Origin of the sequence: Bradyrhizobium sp. SZCCHNS30572, assembly GCF_032484415.1 — a bacterium.
GTDB lineage: Bacteria > Pseudomonadota > Alphaproteobacteria > Rhizobiales > Xanthobacteraceae > Bradyrhizobium.
Genome location: NZ_JAUESY010000015.1, coordinates 102,327 through 121,934, shown reverse-complemented (window position 1 = coordinate 121,934; position 19,608 = coordinate 102,327). Strand labels below are relative to the sequence as shown.

General features: G+C 64.3%; 14 protein-coding genes, 1 tRNA gene and 2 pseudogenes. 11 read left to right on the top strand and 6 right to left on the bottom strand.

The window, feature by feature from the left end; translation table 11 throughout:
- The first annotated feature begins 261 nt into the window (after nt 1–261).
- A complete protein-coding gene (locus tag QX048_RS34670; RefSeq protein ID WP_316201045.1) occupies nt 262–1,395 on the top strand; it encodes an acyltransferase in 1,134 nt (377 codons plus the stop codon).
- 180 nt (nt 1,396–1,575) lie between these two features.
- Here QX048_RS34670 and QX048_RS34665 read toward each other — a convergent pair.
- Nucleotides 1,576–1,849 (bottom strand): annotated as a pseudogene (locus QX048_RS34665) (conjugal transfer protein TraD).
- 1 nt (nt 1,850) lies between these two features.
- Entirely contained in the window at nt 1,851–2,177 is a 327-nt protein-coding gene (locus QX048_RS34660) for a conjugal transfer protein TraD (protein WP_315716579.1), read from the bottom strand.
- A 171-nt stretch (nt 2,178–2,348) separates the two neighbouring features.
- Here QX048_RS34660 and traA point away from each other — a divergent pair, with 171 nt between their 5' ends.
- From traA to QX048_RS35320, 4 genes and pseudogenes are all read left to right on the top strand, one after another.
- Nucleotides 2,349–5,360 (top strand): Ti-type conjugative transfer relaxase TraA, encoded by a 3,012-nt coding sequence (gene traA / locus QX048_RS34655; protein WP_315716578.1) that lies wholly within the window; start codon nt 2,349–2,351, stop codon nt 5,358–5,360.
- A 126-nt stretch (nt 5,361–5,486) separates the two neighbouring features.
- Nucleotides 5,487–5,702, top strand: coding sequence for an AlpA family transcriptional regulator (locus QX048_RS34650; protein WP_315716577.1), 216 nt, complete (start codon nt 5,487–5,489; stop codon nt 5,700–5,702).
- A 187-nt stretch (nt 5,703–5,889) separates the two neighbouring features.
- Nucleotides 5,890–6,075 carry a hypothetical protein gene (locus QX048_RS34645; RefSeq protein WP_315716576.1) on the top strand — a complete coding sequence of 62 codons (186 nt, stop codon included), beginning with the start codon at nt 5,890–5,892 and terminating at the stop codon, nt 6,073–6,075.
- Between the two features lie 8 nt (nt 6,076–6,083).
- Nucleotides 6,084–7,088 (top strand): annotated as a pseudogene (locus QX048_RS35320) (tyrosine-type recombinase/integrase); the annotation flags it as partial.
- Between the two features lie 209 nt (nt 7,089–7,297).
- Here QX048_RS35320 and QX048_RS34635 read toward each other — a convergent pair.
- A tRNA-Val gene (locus tag QX048_RS34635) sits at nt 7,298–7,372 on the bottom strand.
- A 117-nt stretch (nt 7,373–7,489) separates the two neighbouring features.
- The gene (gene cpdR, locus QX048_RS34630; protein WP_006610087.1) at nt 7,490–7,849 is read right to left on the bottom strand and encodes a cell cycle two-component system response regulator CpdR; all 360 of its coding nucleotides are present in this window, start codon (nt 7,847–7,849) and stop codon (nt 7,490–7,492) included.
- Between the two features lie 344 nt (nt 7,850–8,193).
- Between cpdR and QX048_RS34625 the strand changes: the two genes are divergently transcribed.
- Nucleotides 8,194–9,078 (top strand): N-formylglutamate amidohydrolase, encoded by an 885-nt coding sequence (locus QX048_RS34625; RefSeq protein ID WP_315716574.1) that lies wholly within the window; start codon nt 8,194–8,196, stop codon nt 9,076–9,078.
- Between the two features lie 482 nt (nt 9,079–9,560).
- Nucleotides 9,561–10,346 (top strand): histidinol-phosphatase, encoded by a 786-nt coding sequence (hisN, locus tag QX048_RS34620; protein ID WP_315716573.1) that lies wholly within the window; start codon nt 9,561–9,563, stop codon nt 10,344–10,346.
- Between the two features lie 70 nt (nt 10,347–10,416).
- Here hisN and QX048_RS34615 read toward each other — a convergent pair whose 3' ends face one another.
- Nucleotides 10,417–11,307 carry a LysR substrate-binding domain-containing protein gene (locus QX048_RS34615; protein WP_315825477.1) on the bottom strand — a complete coding sequence of 297 codons (891 nt, stop codon included), beginning with the start codon at nt 11,305–11,307 and terminating at the stop codon, nt 10,417–10,419.
- A gap of 85 nt (nt 11,308–11,392) precedes the next feature.
- Between QX048_RS34615 and QX048_RS34610 the strand changes: the two genes are divergently transcribed.
- Nucleotides 11,393–12,145 (top strand): sulfite exporter TauE/SafE family protein, encoded by a 753-nt coding sequence (locus tag QX048_RS34610; RefSeq protein ID WP_315825434.1) that lies wholly within the window; start codon nt 11,393–11,395, stop codon nt 12,143–12,145.
- Nucleotide 12,146: 1 nt separating this feature from the next.
- Here QX048_RS34610 and QX048_RS34605 read toward each other — a convergent pair whose 3' ends face one another.
- Entirely contained in the window at nt 12,147–12,788 is a 642-nt protein-coding gene (locus tag QX048_RS34605) for a LysE family translocator (protein WP_315825435.1), read from the bottom strand.
- A gap of 171 nt (nt 12,789–12,959) precedes the next feature.
- Here QX048_RS34605 and QX048_RS34600 point away from each other — a divergent pair, with 171 nt between their 5' ends.
- The 3 genes from QX048_RS34600 (at nt 12,960) to QX048_RS34590 (ending at nt 19,586) form a co-directional block, all read left to right on the top strand.
- A complete protein-coding gene (locus tag QX048_RS34600) occupies nt 12,960–14,705 on the top strand; it encodes an adenylate/guanylate cyclase domain-containing protein (protein WP_315716570.1) in 1,746 nt (581 codons plus the stop codon).
- Between the two features lie 114 nt (nt 14,706–14,819).
- Nucleotides 14,820–16,613, top strand: a complete 1,794-nt coding sequence (locus tag QX048_RS34595) for an adenylate/guanylate cyclase domain-containing protein (RefSeq protein WP_315716569.1) — start codon at nt 14,820–14,822, stop codon at nt 16,611–16,613.
- Between the two features lie 174 nt (nt 16,614–16,787).
- A complete protein-coding gene (locus QX048_RS34590) occupies nt 16,788–19,586 on the top strand; it encodes a di-heme-cytochrome C peroxidase (RefSeq protein ID WP_315825436.1) in 2,799 nt (932 codons plus the stop codon).
- Nucleotides 19,587–19,608: the final 22 nt, after the last annotated feature.

The following is a 19,608-nucleotide window of genomic DNA, read 5'->3' as shown; positions in this document are numbered from 1 at the left end:
CTCACTAAGAGCAAGGTCGAGGCACTGGAGAGAAAACTGCGCGCAATGGTCACCGGGGTCGGGCTCGTAGCCTATGATCCGCAAGATCTTAAGGCAGACCGCGACGATCAGCGTATCGCTCCTTGGAGAAGGCAATCTAGCGCGGCGCCGAGATCGCCTGCGGCGAACGCCTGGGATGCCTCCGGGCGGGGCTCGGCCGAGCGAAAAGAATCCTTCACTTTGCTCCGGCTAGAATTGGCCAGCGCCCTCGTCAGGAGGTCAATGACCCCGATGATCATTCCGAAAGCGTCGACATGGCCTAAGACCCAGAAACTCCTTGGATTGGAAGGGCTGCGCTTCCTCGCTACCGTCGCGGTGCTGCTGTGGCACTATCAGCACTTTGCCTTCGTCGGCGACGAGCCGGTCGGTCTCGTGAGGAGCGAGCTGCCGTTCTACCGCGTTCTGTTCCCGTTTTATGAGAAGGGCAAGAATGGGGTCGAGATATTCTGGTGCATCTCCGGTTTCATCTTCTTCTGGAAGTATAGCGCGGTCATCGCCGACCGCACGATCAGCGGATGGACCTTCTTCGTCTATCGGCTGGCGCGACTTTACCCGCTCCATCTCGCGACGTTGCCGTTGGTCATGATGCTCCAGCTGATGTATTTCGTTCAGCACAACTACTTCTTCGTCTTTCAGCAAAACGACATCCCTCAATTCGTCAAGCAGCTGTTCATGGCCAGCGACTGGCTTCCGCCGCACGGCGTCAGCTTCAACGCACCAATCTGGTCAGTCTCAATCGAGATCGTGGTCTATGCGGCGTTTTTCCTGTCGCTGCGCGTCGTGCGTCCGTCCCCGCTCTTCAATCTAGCGGTGATCGTGATCTCGATCGCGACCGGTACGCTGATGTCAAAATGCTTCGCTTTCTTCTACGCTGGCGGCCTTGCCGCGATGGCAAGACAGGCTGTCGCCGGGGCTCGGTATCGGCCGAAGTTGGAAGCCTTGGCTGCGTGTGCGAGCATCGCGATGCCCGCGGCATTTTGGATGTCCGGCATGGACCTTGAGGCGCTCACTGCACCGCTTCTGCTGATCTATACGCCGATCCTGTTGTTCTGCTGCTCGAAGCCCATAGTCTTGCCGCGGCGCCTGGAGACCCTGGTGGAGACAGCCGGCAATACAACCTATTCCTGCTATCTGCTGCACTTTCCAATTCAACTTGCGATCGCGCTTGCTTTTTCGTCGATGCAGCGGCCCATCCCCTACCTCGATCCTCTGTTCTCGGCGGCTTTCGTGCTGTCCACGCTCGTCACCGCGCGCCTCACCTATTGCTGGTTTGAAGCGCCTGCTCAGCGGCTAGTCCGGACCCTTCTGCTGCGAAGGCAAGAGACTCGGCAGGCGAGTCCGGTCCTGCTTCAATGAAGGCAATCATCATGAAAGCGGAGATCTCGATCTAGTGTGCCTTACCCAACGCCAGTGGCCAATTTGGAAAGTCACAGTGACCGCTTTATCAAGAGCGAACGGCTCGGAGCTGGAGTAAGGCGGCAACCAAATCGCAATTTGTATGCCGATTGATCAATAGGGCTGCTGTCGAAGCGGCAGCTATTGGCCAACGTGCGATTGTCGGACATAAACGACTATGCGTGTTGGCATCCTAGGGTTCATCTCGAACGCTTGTTTTCCCTTTGCGGCCCAAAGCTCACGTGCCCGTTTCGCCCTCACCGCTCTTAAGCTTGTCAACCATCCAAAGTAGCGCACCCAAGATCGCGGAACGGTCATCACCGGTCAGGTCCACGATACCGGATTTGACCACGAGGCCGCCGAGTTCGATGAGGTACCGGGTGCGCTTGCGGTGTTCGACCCGCCACGCGCGCATGTCACGTCGCGCTTTTGCGGCTTGATGCCGGTTGCGCGCCGCTCGGTTGCGTAGGAGCAACGTCAGCGTCGCGGTCAGTTGCTGGCGCAACTCGCCGCGACCGTCCTTGAAAGAACGCGACGCCGCGCTTGGACCATGCCTCCCTCTTTCCGGCCTCTTTCGTCTCGGCCAGCACGATCAGCGCGCCCGCGAGCTCGTCGGCGCTGAGCGCGTCAGCTCCCGTAGCGATAACGAGCTCGCCGAGCTGGCGTACCTTGCGGGTTTTCAGCTCGCGCGCCTTGTCGTCGAGTGCCTTCAGGTCAGCATCAAAGTTCCTGGGTTTGCGCATCGTCGTCTCCATGAGTGACAATGGAGAAATGATAGCTTGGCCACTGGCGCATTGCTGTAAGGTCATCAGGACGAGCTGAGACGGGATAGTCCCTCCCGAGATTTTTTCGAGGGAGGGCGCGCTTATACGTCGTGCCGACGTACGCTTCGCTGTGTAGATGCTCTGCTCGCGATGGCGATCTATCATCTTCACGTCAAGGTCATTGGCCGGAAGGCCGGAAGCAGTGCGGTGGCATCGGCGGCCTACCGTTCGGCCTCGCGGCTGCGTGACGAGCGGTTGGGCCGTGAGCAGGATTTTTCTGGCAAGCGCGGCGTCGTCCATTCCGAGGTGATACTGCCGGAGAATGCGCCGGAGGCGTGGGGAGACCGCGAACGGCTTTGGAATAATGTCGAAGCACACGAAATCCGCAAGGACGCGCAGCTGGCCCGAGAGGTCGAGGTCGCCCTTCCGCGAGAACTGACTGAGGCGCAGGGCATCGAACTGGCTCGGGACTTCGTTCGCGGCGAGTTCGTGGGTCTCGGCATGATCGCCGATCTCAATGTGCATTGGGACAGGGCCGAAGACGGCATGCCCAAACCTCATGCCCATGTGATGCTGACAATGCGCGCGGTCGACGAGAACGGGTTCGGCCAAAAGGTGCGGGACTGGAATCGTACCGAGATGGTCGAGCGCTGGCGGAGGCGCTGGGCCGAGCTTGCCAACGAGCGCTTGGCCGAGCTCGACATCGACGCGCGGATCGACCATCGCAGCCTGGAGGCCCAGGGCATTGCTCTGGAGCCGCAAAGCCAGATCGGCGCGCCGGCAAAGCGAATCGAGGTCCGAGACATTGCGGGCGAAGGGTTTGAGGCCGACCGGGCCGAGATGCACCGGGAGATCGCGCGAAATAATGGCGTGCGGATCATCACGGATCCCTCACTTGGGCTGGATGCCATCACCCAGCAGCAATCGACCTTCACGCGGCGCGACATGGCAAAGTTCGCGCACCGGCATAGCGACGGACTCGACCAGTTCAACGAGGTCATGGGCGCGATGCAGGGAGCGCCGAATCTGGTCGAACTCGGCAAGGACGCCCGCGGCGAGGATCGGTTCACCACCCGCGGAATGATCGAAGCGGAACAGCGGCTGCACCGGGCTGCTAAACGGATGGCGGAACAGGCGCGCCATCAGGTACCCGACGCGGATCGCCAGGCCGCTTTGGCGGGAGCGGAAGCGCGCGGTCTGGTCCTCTCGTCCGAGCAGGCCGACGCGGTTGCGCATGCTACGGACGGACGCGATCTCAGCGTCGTGGTCGGCCATGCCGGGACGGGAAAGAGCGCAATGTTGGGGGTGGCGCGCGAGGCCTGGGAAGCGGCGGGCTTCGAGGTCCGGGGTGTTGCGCTGTCCGGTATTGCCGCCGAAAACCTCGAAGGCGGATCGGGCATTGCGTCGCGCACGATCGCCAGCCTGGAGCATGGCTGGAAACAAGGCCGTGATCTGCTCAGATCCAGTGATGTGCTGGTGATCGACGAGGCGGGGATGGTCGGCACGCGCCAGCTCGAGCGCGTGCTGTCGCATGCGGCCGAGGCTGGCGCAAAGGTGGTGCTGGTCGGCGATCCGCAGCAGCTGCAGGCCATCGAAGCGGGCGCGGCGTTCCGCTCCATCCATGAGCGTTACGGCGGCGCGGAGATCGGTGAAGTGCGCCGTCAGCAGGAAGACTGGCAGCGGGACGCCACACGCGATCTGGCAGCCGGCAAAGTGGGCCATGCGCTCGAAGCCTACCGCGCTCACGGCATGGTGCATGAGGCGCTGACCCGCGAGCAGGCGCGCAGCGATCTGATCGAGCGCTGGGACCGCGACCGGCAGGCGTCACCGGACCGGAGCCGGATTATCCTCACCCACACCAATGACGAGGTCCGCATCCTGAACGAGGAAGCGCGCGAACGGATGCGAGCCGCGGGCGATCTGGGCAATGAGGTGGGGGTGACGGTCGAGCGAGGTGCGAGAACCTTCGCCAGCGGGGATCGCGTCATGTTTCTGCAGAACGAGCGCGGCCTTGGCGTCAAGAACGGCACGCTCGGGACCGTTGAACAGGTCAGCGCGCAGGGCATGACGGTACAGGTCGACGATGGCCGATCTGTGCGCTTTGACCTCAAGGATTACAACCGCATCGACCATGGATATGCCGCGACGATCCACAAGGCGCAGGGCATGACGGTTGACCGCGTCCATGTGCTGGCGACGCCGGGCATGGACGCCCACAGCAGCTATGTCGCGCTGTCTCGGCACCGCGACGGGGTAGGCCTGCACTATGGCCGCGATGATTTTGCGGGTCAGGACCGGCTCACCCGTGCCCTGTCACGCGTTCGCGCCAAGGATATGGCCTCGGACTACGAGGCTGCCGATCCAGTACAGAATTACGCCGAACGGCGCGGGATCACCTTCCGCAAGCGCGTGGTCGAGATCGTGCGCAAGATTGTGCCCGAGAAGCTGCGCGACATGTTGGACGGCCTGCGGTCTCCGGCTGATGTGCCCAGACTGGATGGCGGACAGAGGCCGGAACGGGCGACGCCGGAAAGGGAAAGCAACGATCCCGCAGCCGACCGGCGTGGAGCCGAAGTGCCGGCCAGGAACGTGACGCAAGATCCCGAAGTGGAAGCGCGTCGCGTCCGGACCCGTGCTCTCGTGCGCCACGCCCGCGCGGTGGACGCGATCTTCGAGGCGCAGAAGACGGACGACAGGACCAGTCCCGAGCAGGTGAAAGAGCTGCAGAAGGCCCGCCAAGCCTTCAATGCGGTGCGCCCGTTTGGCTCGCACGATGCCGAAGCCGCCTACAAGAAGAACCCGGAGCTCGCCCGCGAAGCGGCGGACGGCCGGGTCAATCGCGCCATCCGCGCGCTCCAGCTCGAAACCGAACTCCGCAGCGATCCGGGCCGCCGCGCCGATCACTTCGTTGAGCGATGGCGGGAGCTCGACCAGACCAGCAGGCGCCTATATCAGGCGGGCGACTTGTCCGGCTACAAGGCCACGCGCTCGGCGATGGGCGACATGGCGAAGAGCCTCCAGCGCGACCCGCAACTGGAATCCATCCTTGCCGGCCGCAAGAACGATCTCGGCATTGCATTCGAATCGGGCCGCCGACTCGGCCAGGATCTGGCCTTCGTCCATGGCATCGATCTCGGCAGAGGCCGAGGCCTTGGAATTTGACCCATCCCGTTTGCCGCCGGCTCTACGCCACAGCTGGCAACGCGCGAACTCCTATTGTCCGCCTGCACCTGTTTGGCCTCTGGTCTCGCCGGACGTCAGGAGCAACCAGCGAGGGGCATCACGGCCATGCGCGAGCCAGACCGTATCATCAGGTTGAAAACCGTCCTTGCCAGGACCGGGCTGTCCCGATCCACCATCTACCGCAAGATCGCCGAAGGTACGTTCCCTACCCCACTCAAGATCAGCAGCAACGGAACTGGTTGGCATGAATCCGACATCAACCGGTGGATCGCAGATCCCGTAAGATGGCGTCCGCGGCGCGACCTCGATGAAATCTTGTAAGCTCTATGGCACAACGATCAGGGACGACGTTTCTGGAGGCGCTCTCCTGAACTATCCGACCCCATCCTTTTCTACGCCACGGCATCCCGCTTCAGGGACGGTCCCGCGAGATGCAGACGACGAGTTCGGACCAAGCTACATTGCAAATGCGCTTACGGCAGAGCGCGATGTCAACCGAAGGCGTTCCATGAGCCGGCGCTCCGCTCGATTTACCCAAGGCGAAGTGGCACGAGCGATCCGCGCTGCAAAAGCGGCCGGTGCTTCATCCATACGAATTAAGCCGGACGGCACGATCATCGTCGACCTGGTCAAATACAAGGAAGAGCGGGGCATCGATGAGACGGTTGAGCCCGAAGAGCATTTCGTGCTTTGATTCGCTTCATGCCCCGTCCTCGCAGGCCCTACCTTCACAAGGAAATCAACCGTCATGGCAGGACGGTCTGGTACGTTCGCAACAAGGACGTAGGCGGCAAACGCACTCGCATTCGCGGCGAGTACGGGTCCATAGAATTCAACCGCAACTACGACATCGCTGTAGCCGACATGTTCAATCGGCCACGCCTCGCAATCGATCCAAGCGAAGCCAGGGCGAAGGTCTTTGATGGTAGCCTCAAATGGCTATGGGAAGAATACAAGGCAAAAGCGCCTGATTGGCGCGAGATGAAGGCGAGCACTCACAAGCAGCGCAACAGCCTCATGATTCATGTTCTGGAGGCCAACGGCAACAAACGAGCCGCCGCCATCCAGAAGCAGCACATCCTGGACGGGCTTGGACGTCGCGCTCAGAACCCCTCCGCGGCCCGGCACTTTCTCACCACCATGAGGCGGATGTTCACCTGGGCGGTCGCGCAAAAGATCCTTGCGGCAGATCCAACCGAAGGGATCAAGACACCCAAGCCAGCGAAAACCGAAGGCTTTGTCACCTGGTCTGATGCCGACGTTCGGCGTTACTACAAGCGCTGGCCGCTCGGCACGCGAGAGCGCGTCATGATAGACGTCTACCTCTTCACCGGCTTTCGGCGGGGTGACGCAGCATCGTTCGGCCCTGCCGATGTGACCGAACAGGTGCAAGAGCGGATTGGGCCTGACGGAAAAATCGAGCAGATCTTCGTGCCGATCATCACGAAGCGCCTGGAAAAGGGGAGCGAGACCATTGAGGTCACCTTCCCGATGCTCGATGTCCTGCGCCGGACGTTGGAGGCAGGTCCGATCGGAACCGAGACCTACATCGCGACCCGGCAGGGCAAGCCGATGACCAAGGAGAGCTTAGGCAACGTGTTCAAGGAGAAGTGCGTCGCAGCTGGGTTGGCGAACCGATCAGCGCACGGCCTTCGCAAGGCGGCTGCAACCGTCGCCGCCGAAAACGGAGCAACGGAAGCCGAGCTGGATGCGATCTTCGGTTGGACCGATCGTCGGATGGCAAGCCATTACACGCGGAACGCCAATCGCAAGAAATTGGCGTATGGCGGCGTCGCCAAGCTCGAGCGAATGATCGGCTCCGTGGATCATAGAGCGAACGTCTATTCCCTCACCGACAAGCTAGGTGCGGGAAATCGAACAAAAAGCTCAATGAATTCAGCCGACGTCCGGAGGGGTGGTGGGCACGACAGGGATCGAACCTGTGACCCCTACCATGTCAAGGTAGTGCTCTCCCGCTGAGCTACGTGCCCTAATCCAATATCCGTTCGGGTGGGCGTCCCTATATCGGCTCCCACGCAGGCAGGCAAGGACGCAAAATGCCGAAATTGGGAATAATCCGCCAGTTCCGGAGGTCTGTCCCTGGCGGCTCAGGCCGCCAGCATCTTGTTGACCTCGCTGACGAGTTCGCGCAGGTGCACCGGCTTGGACAGCACCTTGGCATTCTTGGGCGCCTCCGAATCGGAGTTCAAGGCGACCGCGGCGAAGCCGGTGATGAACATGATCTTGATGTCCGGGTCGAGCTCGGAGGCGCGGCGCGCCAGCTCGATGCCGTCCATCTCCGGCATCACGATGTCGGTCAAGAGCATCTCGAACGGCTCCTCGCGCAGCCGCTGGTAAGCCGACATGCCGTTGTCGTGGGGCGAGACCTGGAACCCGGCATTTTCCAATGCCTTGACCAGGAAGCGGCGCATGTCGTTGTCGTCTTCGGCGAGCAGGATTTTGTGCATGGCGAGGGGTTGTCTGGTCCGGGTGAGAGGCGGAGCGTTGCCGCCACTAAGCCTGACGGGCGGTAAATTTCGGGTGAAAGATTGCGCCTTTTGATCCGACATCGGCAAGGCATTTTGAGGGCTGAAGGTGCGGTCTTCGACCGAAGCAGCACGCCAGCTCAGAGTTGTTCCAAACGCGAGATGAACTTTTTCATTGCTTTTCGCTTGGCAGACCGGCTCGGATTATCGAAGATGCGCGTTGGCAAGAGCAGTGCCTGCGTTGTCCAGAACGAATCGGCCGGAGGATACCGGCGCATCAACGGACGTGACATCGACGCACGTGACCAAGGGGACGGCGCCCAGAGATGACGGACTTTGATGGCGAATTGCCGCCGTTCGAGATCATGGAGCCGACCGAATGGCGTGCGCCCATCATCTTCAATTCCCCTCACTCCGGATCGGCCTACCCCGACGATTTCCTAAGGGCGTCGCGAATCGATCTGCCGGCGCTGCGGCGCTCCGAAGATTCGTTCATGGACGAATTGATCGCCGATCTCCTGTTGCGCGGCTTTCCGGTCGTTCGCGTGCATTTCCCGCGCTGCTATGTCGACGTCAATCGCGAGCCCTATGAGCTCGATCCGCGGATGTTCACCGGGCGGCTGCCGAGCTTTGCCAACACCCGCTCGATGCGGGTGGCCGGCGGCCTCGGCACGATCCCGCGCGTGGTCGGCGACGGCCAGGAGATCTATCGCGACCGGCTGAGCGTCGACGAGGCGCTGCACCGGATCGAGACGCTGTACAAGCCGTATCACCGCGCGCTGCGCCGGCTGATCAACCGCGTGCACCAGCAGTTCGGCACCGTGGTGCTGGTCGACTGCCATTCGATGCCGTCGGTCGGCGTCTCGCGCGACGAGCCGCGCCGGCCCGACATGGTGATCGGCGACCGCTACGGCACGAGCTGCGCGTCGCTGCTGCCGGACCTGGTCGAGGACGTGCTCGGCCGGCTCGGCTATTCGGTCGGCCGCAACAAGCCCTATGCCGGCGGCTTCATCACCGAGCATTACGGCAATCCGGCCACGGGCTTGCATGCGATCCAGATCGAGCTCAACCGCGCGATCTACATGGACGAGCGCCGCAGGGAGCGCGGACCGCGCTTCGCCCAGGTCGCCTCCGATCTCGCCGTGCTCGCCGAGGTGCTGGCGACGGTGCCGCTCGGCGACCTCGGGCCGTTCCAGGCGGCGGCGGAATAGAGGACTGCGCGTTCGGTCCGAGCGATTTCGGCCGGTGGCGTCGGCGCAAAAAAAAGGGCCGCTTGAATGACAAGCGGCCCAAGTCTAGGGAGGAAACGCCCAAGGAGGGCAGCGATAACGCGAAGCGCTACCGCACCGCAACAATATGCAATCGCGCTGCACAAAGCGCAAGAGTTTTTCCGCCTTTCTCCATGCAAAAAAACATAGGCCGGGTTGCGTTCAGCGCGAAACAGCTCTTCTTTTCATCATAGAAGTCAATGGCTTGATTGGAGATTCCAAACGATCGGAGAGGGACGCCGGTTTCGCTTTCAGTTTCACATCAGGGGCCCACGACGGCTCAACCGCGCCCGGCCAGCGCGGCCGGACACCAAACGGTATCCATGATGCCACGCTGGTGTTCCATATCCGGATGCGCCCCCGACCGCTTTGAGCTAGGCATAACCGGCTTATTGCCACCCGATTCCCTCACCCAAGGACGCGTTGTGACGGTCATTGATTTCTCCGCCTTCATCGGTCGTCTGGCGACCGCGTCGGGCGAAACCATCCTGCCGTTCTTCCGGACCTCGCTGCTGGTCGACAACAAGAGCAGCCGGCACGATTTCGATCCGGTGACCGAGGCCGACCGGGCCGCCGAGGCCGTGATGCGCCGCCTGATCAAGGCGAACTTTCCTCAGCACGGCATCGTCGGCGAGGAGTTCGGCAATGAGCGCGAGGACGCCGACTACGTCTGGGTGCTCGATCCGATCGACGGCACCAAATCCTTCATTGCCGGTTTCCCGACCTGGGGCACGCTGATCGCGTTGCTGCACAAGGGCACGCCGGTGTTCGGCATGATGCACCAGCCCTTCATTGGCGAGCGCTTCGCCGGCGACAACGGCTCCGCCAATTACAAGAACGGCGGCGGCGAGCGCCGGCTCTCGGTCCGGCGCTGCGAGCGTCTCGGGGATGCGGTGTGCTATACGACGAGCCCGCTGCTGATGAACGAGGCCGATCGCGCCACCTTTGGCCGGGTCGAGGCCGAGACGCGGCTGTCGCGCTATGGCGGTGACTGCTACTCCTATTGCATGCTGGCCGCCGGCCATCTCGATCTCGTCATCGAGACCGAGCTCAAGCCCTATGACATCGCCGCCCTGATCCCGATCATCAACGGCGCCGGTGGCATCGTCACCGACTGGGAAGGCGGCCCGGCGCAGAACGGCGGCCGGATCGTCGCCGCCGGCGACAAGCGCGTCCACGAAGCGGCGCTGAAGCGGCTGGCAGCGGGCTGAGCCCGCCTCCACCGGCTTGGCTCCCCGCCTCTCGCGCGGAACGGAGACATCCGGCCGGTCGTCGGGCGCCTCACGCGGCGGCCCGGCGCAAATGCTCGACGAGCAGTTTCGCCGGACGCGGCAGCGCCTTGAAGCTGCGGGCGCAGATCACGAGCCGCCGATCGGCCCAGGCGTCGCGCAGCGCGACGAGGCTGATCGGCATCGACCGCGCGCAACGCCGCGCCGCCGCTTCCGGCACCACGGCAATGCCGATCCCGGCCGCCACCATCTGGCAGATCGCGTCGAAATCGCGCAGCCTGGCCCGCACGTGCTGGCGGATGCCGAGCCGCGCGGCGTGCCGGCCGATATGGACGTTGAGCGCCGTCCCCTGCGTGAGGCCGATGAAATCCGCCCCCGCGGTCTCGCTGAAGTCGATCTGTCGGCGCGCTGCGAGCGGGCTGCGCCGTCCGGCCACCAGGATCAGCCGGTCCTCGCCGAAGGCGAAGCGCTCGATCGTCTCGGGCAGCGCGTGCTCCGCCGCAAAGCCGAGATCCGCTCTGCCGGACACGATCGCCTCGGCGATCTCGGTGCTCTCGCGCTCCTCGACATCGACGTTGATGTCGGGATGCTCGCGCAGGAAGGCCGCCAGCGCCTTCGGCAGATGCTCGGCGAGGCCGACCGTGTTGGCGAGCAGCTGCACGTTGGCGCGACGGCCGGATGCGAAGCCCGAGAGCTCGCCCTGCATGGCCTCGACATTGGCCATGATGATGCGGGCGTGATCGAGCAGGCTCTCGCCCGCCGCGGTCAGCTCCACGCCGCGCCGGCCGCGCTTGAACAGCTCGACGCCAAACGCGTCCTCCAGACCCTTGATCCGCGCGCTCGCCGAGGCCAGCGCCAGATGCGCCCGGTCGGCGCCGCCGGTGATGCTGCGGGCCTCGGCCACGGCAATGAACAGCCTGAGATCGACCAGATCGAAACGCATGGTCATCCTGCCTCAGCCTTGGACGAAGGCTTGCTCCGTAACCTCCACATTGTGTCGTCGGCGCAGTCTGGTCAATGTGCCGACCATGATCGACCCCATCCTCATCTTCATCGCCTTCGCGCTCACTTTGGCTGGCTTCGTCAAGGGCGCGCTCGGCCTCGGCCTGCCGACCATCTCGGTCGGACTGCTCGCGGTCGCCATGCCGCCGGGCCGGGCGCTCGCCATCGTCATCGTACCGGCCGTGATCACCAACATCTGGCAGACCTTCGCCGGCCCCTATCTGCGTGATATCGCCAGGCGCCTGTGGCCGCTGATGCTGGGGACCGCGATCGGCATCTGCCTCAACGCCGGCGCGCTCAGCCATGCCTCGACCCGCTGGGGCAACGTCGCGCTCGGCGTCTTGCTGATGCTCTATGCCCTGCTCGGTCTCACCAAGCTCGCCTTCAAGGTCGCGCCGCCGCACGAGAAATGGGTCGGCGGCATCGTCGGCCTCGTCACCGGGCTGATCTCGGCCGCCACCGGCGTGCAGGTCGTGCCCTCGGTACCGTACATGCAGGCGATCGGGCTCGAGAAGGACGAGCTGGTCCAGGCCCTCGGCGTGTTCTTCACGGTCGCCACGGTCACGCTGGCCTTCAACTTGACGAGCTCCGGCCTGCTCAGCACGGCCACCGCCCTGCCCGGCGCGGTCGCGATGGCCTGCGCCTTTGTCGGCATGTTCGCGGGCCAAGCGGCGCGATCCCGACTGCCGGCCGAGGCGTTCCGCCGTGTGTTCCTGATCGCCATGATCCTGCTCGGCCTGTATCTCGCCGGCACGGCGGTCGTCGAGCTGCTCCGGTAAGTCAGCGCGCCTCGAGCATCGCGATCCGGACGCCGAGATAGATCAGCAGCCCGCCGATCGTGCGGTTGAGCCAGAGCAGCGCGGCGGACGAGTCGCGCACGCGGCGCGCTGCACGGGCCGCGACGACGGCGACGCCGAGACACCAGATCGTGCTGTTGACGATGAAGATCGTGCCGAGCAGCAGGAAGGCGATCGCCTTGTGCGGCGCCTCGGCTGCGACGAATTGCGGCAGGAAGGCGAGGAAGAACATCGCGACCTTCGGATTGAGGATGTTGGTGAGCGCGCCCTGCCAGAACGCTTGGCGCAGCGTCACCACCGGCATCGACGTCGCATCACTCGCCCTGGCGGCGTCCGGCCGCCGCGCCAGAAGCTGCGTGATGCCGAGATAGACCAGATAGGCCGCACCGGCCCATTTCACCGTCGCGAAGGCCGGCGCGGAGGCCGTGAGCAGCGCCGACAGCCCGATCGCACTTCCGAACACGTGAACCAGGCAGCCCGTGCTGATGCCGAAGGCGGCAGCGGCCCCGCCGCGCCAGCCCATCTGCGCGCTGCGGCCAACGATGTAGGCGGTGTCGGGACCCGGCGTGATGTTGAGCAGCAGCCCGGAGACGAGAAACAAAGGCAGATCGTGAATGCCGAGCATGATTGAACATTTCCTAACAATAACGGTCTAACCATACCTGGCCTCGGCATTGCCGTCTCGCGCCGCAGAGGCCGGCGCGGGGCCGCATGGCGAGGTGCCGCGATGGGTTCTGGAAAAGCGTTGGATTTGGCCGCCTCGGCCGTGGTATGCGCGAGGCGGGAGCACGATGTGATGGAAAGACGCCTCGCTGCCATCCTTTGCGCCGACGTCGCCGGCTATTCACGCATGATGGGGATTGACGAGGACGGCACGCACGCCGCCTTCAAGGCTCATCGCGGCGCCATCCATCCGATCATCCTCAACCACGCCGGCCGCATCGTCAAACACACCGGCGACGGCTTTCTGCTGGAATTCGCCAACGCCGCCAGCGCCATCCAGTTCGGGATCGAGATGCAGTCCCTGATGGCGGAGCGCAACGCCGATCTGCCGTCCGACCGCAACATGCGCTTCCGGCTGGGAATCCATCAGGGTGAGTTTACGGTCGATGACGGCGAGGCCTTCGGCGACGGCATCAATGTCGCCGTCAATCTGGAATCGATCGCCGTCCCGGGCGGTGTTGCCGTCTCGGCCAAGGCTTATGAGGAGGCCGGCCTGCAACTCCCCGTCAAGCTGACCAGCGCCGGAAGCTTTCAGTTCAAGAACCTGCGGGAGCCGGTGCAGGCGTGGACATGGGAGCCGGGTAGCGAGGCGGCGATCCGGGCCGGGACGAGCGTCACCGGCCTGCCGCCGCAATATCGCACCGCGATCGTCGGCGTGCTGCCATTCGTCAACCTCTCCGACGACGCCGACGCCTATCTCGCCGACGGGCTCGCGGACGACCTGATCCATGCGCTGTCGCTGCAATCGTTCTTTCGTGTCCTGAGCCGCACCTCGACGTTTCGCTTCAGGGACCGCGGCCTCAATCCCCGCCTGGTCGCACGCGAGATCGACGCGACCTACCTGATTCAGGGAACGGTGCGGCGCTCTCGTCACAAGCTCCGCGTGACGGCGGAGCTGATCGCGCCCGAGACCGGCGCTCAATTGTGGACCGGTCGCTATGACGGCGATGTCGGTGATCTCTTCGCGATGCAGGACGAGATCACCACCAGCCTATGCGCGGCGCTGATGCCGGAGATCTATCGTGTCGAAGCCTCGATTCCGGTCCGTGCGCCGGCGACCGACCCGACCGGATGGGACCGCTTCCTGCGCGGTCTGTCGCACTACTACCGACCGACCAAGGCCGACTACGAGATCTCCATCTCGCTGTTTCGGCAAGCCATTGCGCTCGATCCCACGCTCGGCCTCGCGCACGCTTATCTCGCGACCATTCTGATGCAGGGCATCAATTTCGGCTGGATCAAGGGCTCGCGCGAGCTCTGGCAGGAGGCGAAGAATCTGGCCTTGGACAGCGTGCGGCTCGACGGGCGCTCCTCGTTCGCCTATGCGATCCTGGCCTTCGTGCAGGCCATGCAGGGCGACCATGACGACGGCATGAAGGCGGCGCGCAAGGCGACCGAGCTCAATGCCTACGACATGGGCGCACGCGGCGTGCTCGGGCTCTGCCATATGGTCAACGGCGAGCACCAGCAGGCGATCGATCTGTTCTCGATCGCGGCCCAGCGCGGCAACAGCGATCCGCGCTACCAATGGCCGGCGCTGAATGCCTACAGCCACTACCTGCTCGGCCGCTATGAGGCGGCGTTGTCCTGGGCCCGCGAGGAGCTGTTTCTCTACCCGAACCATCTGCAGGCGCTGACGATCCGCGCGGCGACCCTGGCGCAGCTTGGTGCGACCGACCAGGCGGGCGACGCCGTCGACGTGCTGCACGCGCAATACCCCTGGCTCACGCTCGACCGCCACATCAAGAACATCCGATGGAAACGCCGGGACGACATCGACCACTACCGCGACGGACTGATCAAGGCCGGGCTGACCTGAGCCAATCGGGTCCAATGTCGCCGGCCCGCCACATGGCCTACACATTGCTTCCGCAAATTGATTGGATTCGACCGCTGTTGCCGTGGTATCGCCCTGAGTAGGAGCAAAGACGGAATGGAGAGACGGCTGGCCGCGATTGTCTGTGCCGATGTGGTCGGTTACTCGCGGATGATGGGCGCCGACGAGGCGGGAACCCATGCCGCGTTCAAGGCCCATCGCGGCGCCATCCACCCGATCATCCTCAATCACGGCGGCCGCATCGTGAAATACACAGGGGACGGGTTTCTCCTGGAATTTCCGAGCGTCGTCGGCGCCATCGCGGCCTCGGTCGAGGTGCAGAAGCTGATGGCCGAGCGCAATGCTCATTTGCCGGCCGACCGGGTGATGCAGTTTCGCCTCGGCCTCAACATGGGCGACGTCATCTTCGATGAGGACGAGGTGTTCGGCGACGGCGTCAACACCGCGGTGCGGCTTGAAGCCGCAGCACCGCCCGGCGGAATTGCCGTCTCCCACAAGGCCTACCAGGAAGCCAGCAAGCACCTCACGGTCACCTTCGTCGACCGCGGGCCGTTCCGCTTCAAGAACATCGAAGACACCATCAACGTCTGGACCTGGGATCCGTCCTCGCCGGAGAAGAGCCGCGAGCAGCGGTCCGCCACGACCCTGCCGGCGCAATACCGCACCGCCATCGTCGGCGTGCTGCCATTCGCCAATCTCAGCGGCGAGACCGACGAATACTTCTCGGACGGCCTGGCCGAAGACCTCATCCATGCGCTGTCGCTGCAGTCGTTCTTCCGGGTGCTCAGCCGCAACTCCACCTTCGCCTTCAAGCATGCCGGCATGAGCGCCCGCCTGATCGCGCGCGAGATCGATGCGACCTATCTCATCCAGGGCTCGGTGCGGCGCTCCGGCGACAAGATCAGGGTCACCGCCGAGCTGGTCGCGCCGGAGAACGGCGAGCAGCTGTGGGCCGGCCGCTACGACCGCGACATCGGCGACCTGTTCGCAGTGCAGGATGACATCACCGCCAACCTCTGCACCGCGCTGATCCCCGAGATCTATCGCGCGGAGGCGGCGGTGCCGGTGCGGTCCAAGACCACGGACCTCACGGCGTGGGATCGCTTCCTGCGCGGGCTGTCGCACTACTACCAGCCGACCAAGGCCGACTACGAGAGCTCGATCGCGCTGTTCCGCGAGGCGATCAGGATCGACCCAGGTCTTGCGATCGCCCACACCTATCTCGGCACCATCCTGCTGCAGGGCATCCATTTCGGCTGGATCAGGAACTCACGGGAGCTGTGGGACGAGGCAATGGCGCTGGCCGAGGCCGGCGTCCGGCTCGATTCCCGCTCGTCCTTCTCCTATTCGCTGCTGGCCTATGTCCATGCCATGCAGGGCCGGGTCGAGGCCGGGATGGAGGCGGCGCGCAAGTCGCTGCAGCTCAATCCCTATGACATGGGCGCGCGCGGCGTGCTCGGCGTCTGCCATCTCGTCGCCGGCGAGCACCGCCAGGCGATCGAGCTGTTCTCGGTGGCGGCCCAGCGCGGCAACAGCGATCCGCGCTATCAATGGTCGGTGCTGAGCGCGTTCAGCCATTACATGCTCGGCCAGTACGACGCCTCGCTGTCCTGGGCGCGAGAGTCGCACTATCAGAACCCGAACCATCTGCAGTGCCTCGCCATCCGCGCCGCCGCGCTGGCGCAGCTCGGACGCTCGGTCGAAGCGGGCGAGGCCGTCGCGGCACTTTTGAGCCAGCATCCGTGGATGACGATCGAGCGCCTCCTGAGCAACATCCGCTGGCGCAATCCCGCCGACATCGCGCATTATCGCGACGGCCTCACCAAGGCCGGCATCCCGTTGACCAAGCTCACTCTGGTGGACACCAAGGCCAAGTTCGCGGGCGAATAGCGCGATCGCGACTTGAGGTTGACACTTGGGCGGGTTGCGCCAATCATTCACGATTGCATTGTAGCGTTCAGACGGCGGCCGATCCGCCCGTCCCTCGGCGCAATTCGGCGTCGTCCTCGTTTGTTTGCGTGATTTCGTTTTCATCACTCAGGTGCTTTCCAAGGATGTTCTTCGATGCAAGAAGACAGCGCCCGTGACGCCCTGCCCGGACAGCTTCCGGTCTCGTCCGACAACCCGTGTCCCTTCCTGCGCGCGCTCGTCGCCGGCGGCTTCGTCGACGGCCACAGCGTCCCCTTGAAGACCATCGGCGACCGGGTCGAGGCGGCGAGCGGCGAGACCGGCTTCAAGAAGCGGCTCGTCGGCATCGAGACCTTTGGCGTTGCGCTGATCGCCAACGGCCTGTCGCCGCTGCGGCTGCTGAAGAGCCTGTGGTCCGGCGCCGATCTCGACCAGTTGCGCAACGGCCCGCTCGACAAACATGGCGGCGGATCGCGCATTCTCGACGCCGAGGCCAAGGTTCATCCCGAGGAGATCGACCGGTTCGCGAGCTTCGGCAGCGACTATCCCGATCCCAACGGGGGCACCGAGCGCGGCCTCAACGAGGCGCAGATCCAGACTTTCATGAAGGCCAATCTGACGCGCGACGGCGACCGAGCGCGCTGGTACTTCCCCATTCTGATGCAGGGCGAATGGCCGGTGCTGCTCAACATCCTCGGCAAGGGCGAGGGCGACGGCCGCTATCTCTCCGTTGCCGAGGTCCGCACGCTGTTCGTCGACCGCCGCCTGCCGCAGCGTATCGCCGCGCGGCTGATGGCCAAGCCCAAGCCCGCGAACATCGTCTGGCGTATCGGCAAGGCGCTCGTCGGCACGGCAGTGCTGGCCGGCGCCGCCGTGTTGCTCGCCTGGGTGGCCGCGCCCGACGCCGTCAGCGACAAGCTCGGCAAGGTTCTGCCGAAGAAGGTCGCGGCGTTGATCCCGCCCGCTTTGCCCGAGACCGAGCCGACCAGGGCGGCCTATTGGCTCGATCAGGGCTGGACCACGCAGGACCGGCACTGGTTTCACCACGTGACGCAGGGCACCGCGACCTTCCCGATTCCCTACGCCTGGTTCATGGCGATGGAGCAGCCTTATCTGGCGCCGTTCGGCACGCCCGGCCTGATCTCCGACAGCGCCTATCTCGAACGTTTCGGCTTCATCCCGAGCCCGAAGAGCGTCGACGGCGACCCAAGCGTCCTCCGGCCGTTCGGCTACGCCGCGACGGCTGCCAAGACCGAGCCCGCAGCGCCACTGCCCGCCGGCCTCAAGCCGACCCCGGCCGGCAACGAAGGCGGCCTGCCGGTCGGCTTTGCCCGGCTCACCGGCGCGACCGATCCCGCCACCGGCGCCGCGCAGTCCGACAAGATCGGCCTGACCTGCGCGGCCTGTCACTCCGGCAGCATCCACTACAAGGGTGTGAGCGTACGCTTCGACGGCGGCCCCGGCATGGTCGACCTGCGCAAGCTTGAAGAGGCCATGGGCTTTGCGATGATCTTCACGCAATACGTGCCCGGCCGCTTCACGCGCTTTGCCGATCGCGTGCTCGGACCGAATGCGTCCGACGCCGATCGCGCGAGCCTGAAGAAGGGCCTGAAGGCCGCGATCGATTTCGCGCTCAACATGCAGGCCAACAACTACAAGACCACGATCGAAGCCAAGGGCCAGACCGAGACGGAGGAAGGCTTCGGCCGGCTCGACGCGCTGAACCGCATCGGCAACCAGGTATTCTACCTCGACATGGCCTCGAGCGGTCTGCCCAACATGCTCGACAACCAGGAGGCCATCGACGCGCCGGTGTCCTATCCGCCGATCTGGACCGTTCCGTGGTTCTCCTGGGCGCAATATGACGGATCGATCGCGCAGCCCCTGATCCGCAATGCCGGCGAGGCGCTCGGCGTCTCCGCACAGATCAACTTCTCGCCGAAGACCGCGAGCGACAGACTGTGGCGCTCGTCGATGGCGATCGATAACCTGCTCTACATCGAGAACATGCTGCGCGGTCCCGATCCGTTCGCGACCACGACGCCCGCGTTCGGCGGGCTGACCTCGCCGAAATGGCCGGAGAAGCTGTTCGCCGGCGACGACGCCTGGAAGATCGATCCGGTCCGCGTCGAACGCGGCCGTAAGCTCTATGCCGCTGTCTGTGTCGAGTGCCATCTCGGCCCGGTCGCCGACACCGTGTTCGACAAGACCTATCCGGACAAGAGCTTCTGGAAGATCAAGCCAGCCGATGACTGGGAGAGCAAGGGCTGGAACGCCAAGGGCCCGATCCTCGACCTCGTGCAGAAGCCCGTCGAGGCGATGCAGACCGACCCCGGACAGGCGAGCATTCTGGCCAACCGCAAGGTCAACGTGGCAGGCTTCCTCGAGGTCGATCCGGCCAAGGACCTGAAGGGCTGCAACCTGCCGCAGGGCTCGACCACGGAGATGCCCTATGCGCTGGCGCTGATGGCCGTCGTGCAGAAGGCCAGCGACAAATGGATGGAGGACCGCAAGATCTCCGAGGCGGAGCGGACCGCATTGTGGGGCGATCGCAGGAACTGCCCCAACCCGGCCGGCAAGAGCTATCGCGCCCGCCCGCTCAACGGCGTGTGGGCGACCGCACCCTATCTGCACAACGGCTCGGTGCCGTCGCTGTACTGGCTGCTGACGCCGGCTGCCGAGCGGCCGACGTCGTTCTGCCAGGGCGCGCGCGACTATGACCCGAAGTCGGTCGGCTTCGCAGTGCCGAAGGGCGGCGAGAGCACGTGCAAGGTCGGACAGACGCTGTTCGTGACCAGCGATTCCAGCGGCAAGCCGATCAAGGGCAACAGCACGCTCGGCCATTCCTTCGAAGGGCCGACGAAGCCCAACAAGGATTATCCGAACGGCATCATCGGCGGTGCCTTCTCGGAGGACGAGCGCTGGGACCTGATCGAGTACCTGAAGACGCTGTGAGGTCACGCGACGGTGCGGCCTG

Excerpts from the sequence above, each read along its gene's own strand:
- QX048_RS34670 (WP_316201045.1), top strand. The coding sequence starts at position 262 with ATGACCCCGATGATCATTCCGAAAGCGTCGACATGGCCTAAGACCCAG.
- QX048_RS34660 (WP_315716579.1), bottom strand. The coding sequence starts at position 2,177 with ATGCGCAAACCCAGGAACTTTGATGCTGACCTGAAGGCACTCGACGAC.
- traA (WP_315716578.1), top strand. The coding sequence starts at position 2,349 with ATGGCGATCTATCATCTTCACGTCAAGGTCATTGGCCGGAAGGCCGGA.
- QX048_RS34650 (WP_315716577.1), top strand. The coding sequence starts at position 5,487 with ATGCGCGAGCCAGACCGTATCATCAGGTTGAAAACCGTCCTTGCCAGG.
- QX048_RS34645 (WP_315716576.1), top strand. The coding sequence starts at position 5,890 with ATGAGCCGGCGCTCCGCTCGATTTACCCAAGGCGAAGTGGCACGAGCG.
- cpdR (WP_006610087.1), bottom strand. The coding sequence starts at position 7,849 with ATGCACAAAATCCTGCTCGCCGAAGACGACAACGACATGCGCCGCTTC.
- QX048_RS34625 (WP_315716574.1), top strand. The coding sequence starts at position 8,194 with ATGACGGACTTTGATGGCGAATTGCCGCCGTTCGAGATCATGGAGCCG.
- QX048_RS34615 (WP_315825477.1), bottom strand. The coding sequence starts at position 11,307 with ATGCGTTTCGATCTGGTCGATCTCAGGCTGTTCATTGCCGTGGCCGAG.
- QX048_RS34610 (WP_315825434.1), top strand. The coding sequence starts at position 11,393 with ATGATCGACCCCATCCTCATCTTCATCGCCTTCGCGCTCACTTTGGCT.
- QX048_RS34605 (WP_315825435.1), bottom strand. The coding sequence starts at position 12,788 with ATGCTCGGCATTCACGATCTGCCTTTGTTTCTCGTCTCCGGGCTGCTG.
- QX048_RS34600 (WP_315716570.1), top strand. The coding sequence starts at position 12,960 with ATGGAAAGACGCCTCGCTGCCATCCTTTGCGCCGACGTCGCCGGCTAT.
- QX048_RS34595 (WP_315716569.1), top strand. The coding sequence starts at position 14,820 with ATGGAGAGACGGCTGGCCGCGATTGTCTGTGCCGATGTGGTCGGTTAC.
- QX048_RS34590 (WP_315825436.1), top strand. The coding sequence starts at position 16,788 with ATGCAAGAAGACAGCGCCCGTGACGCCCTGCCCGGACAGCTTCCGGTC.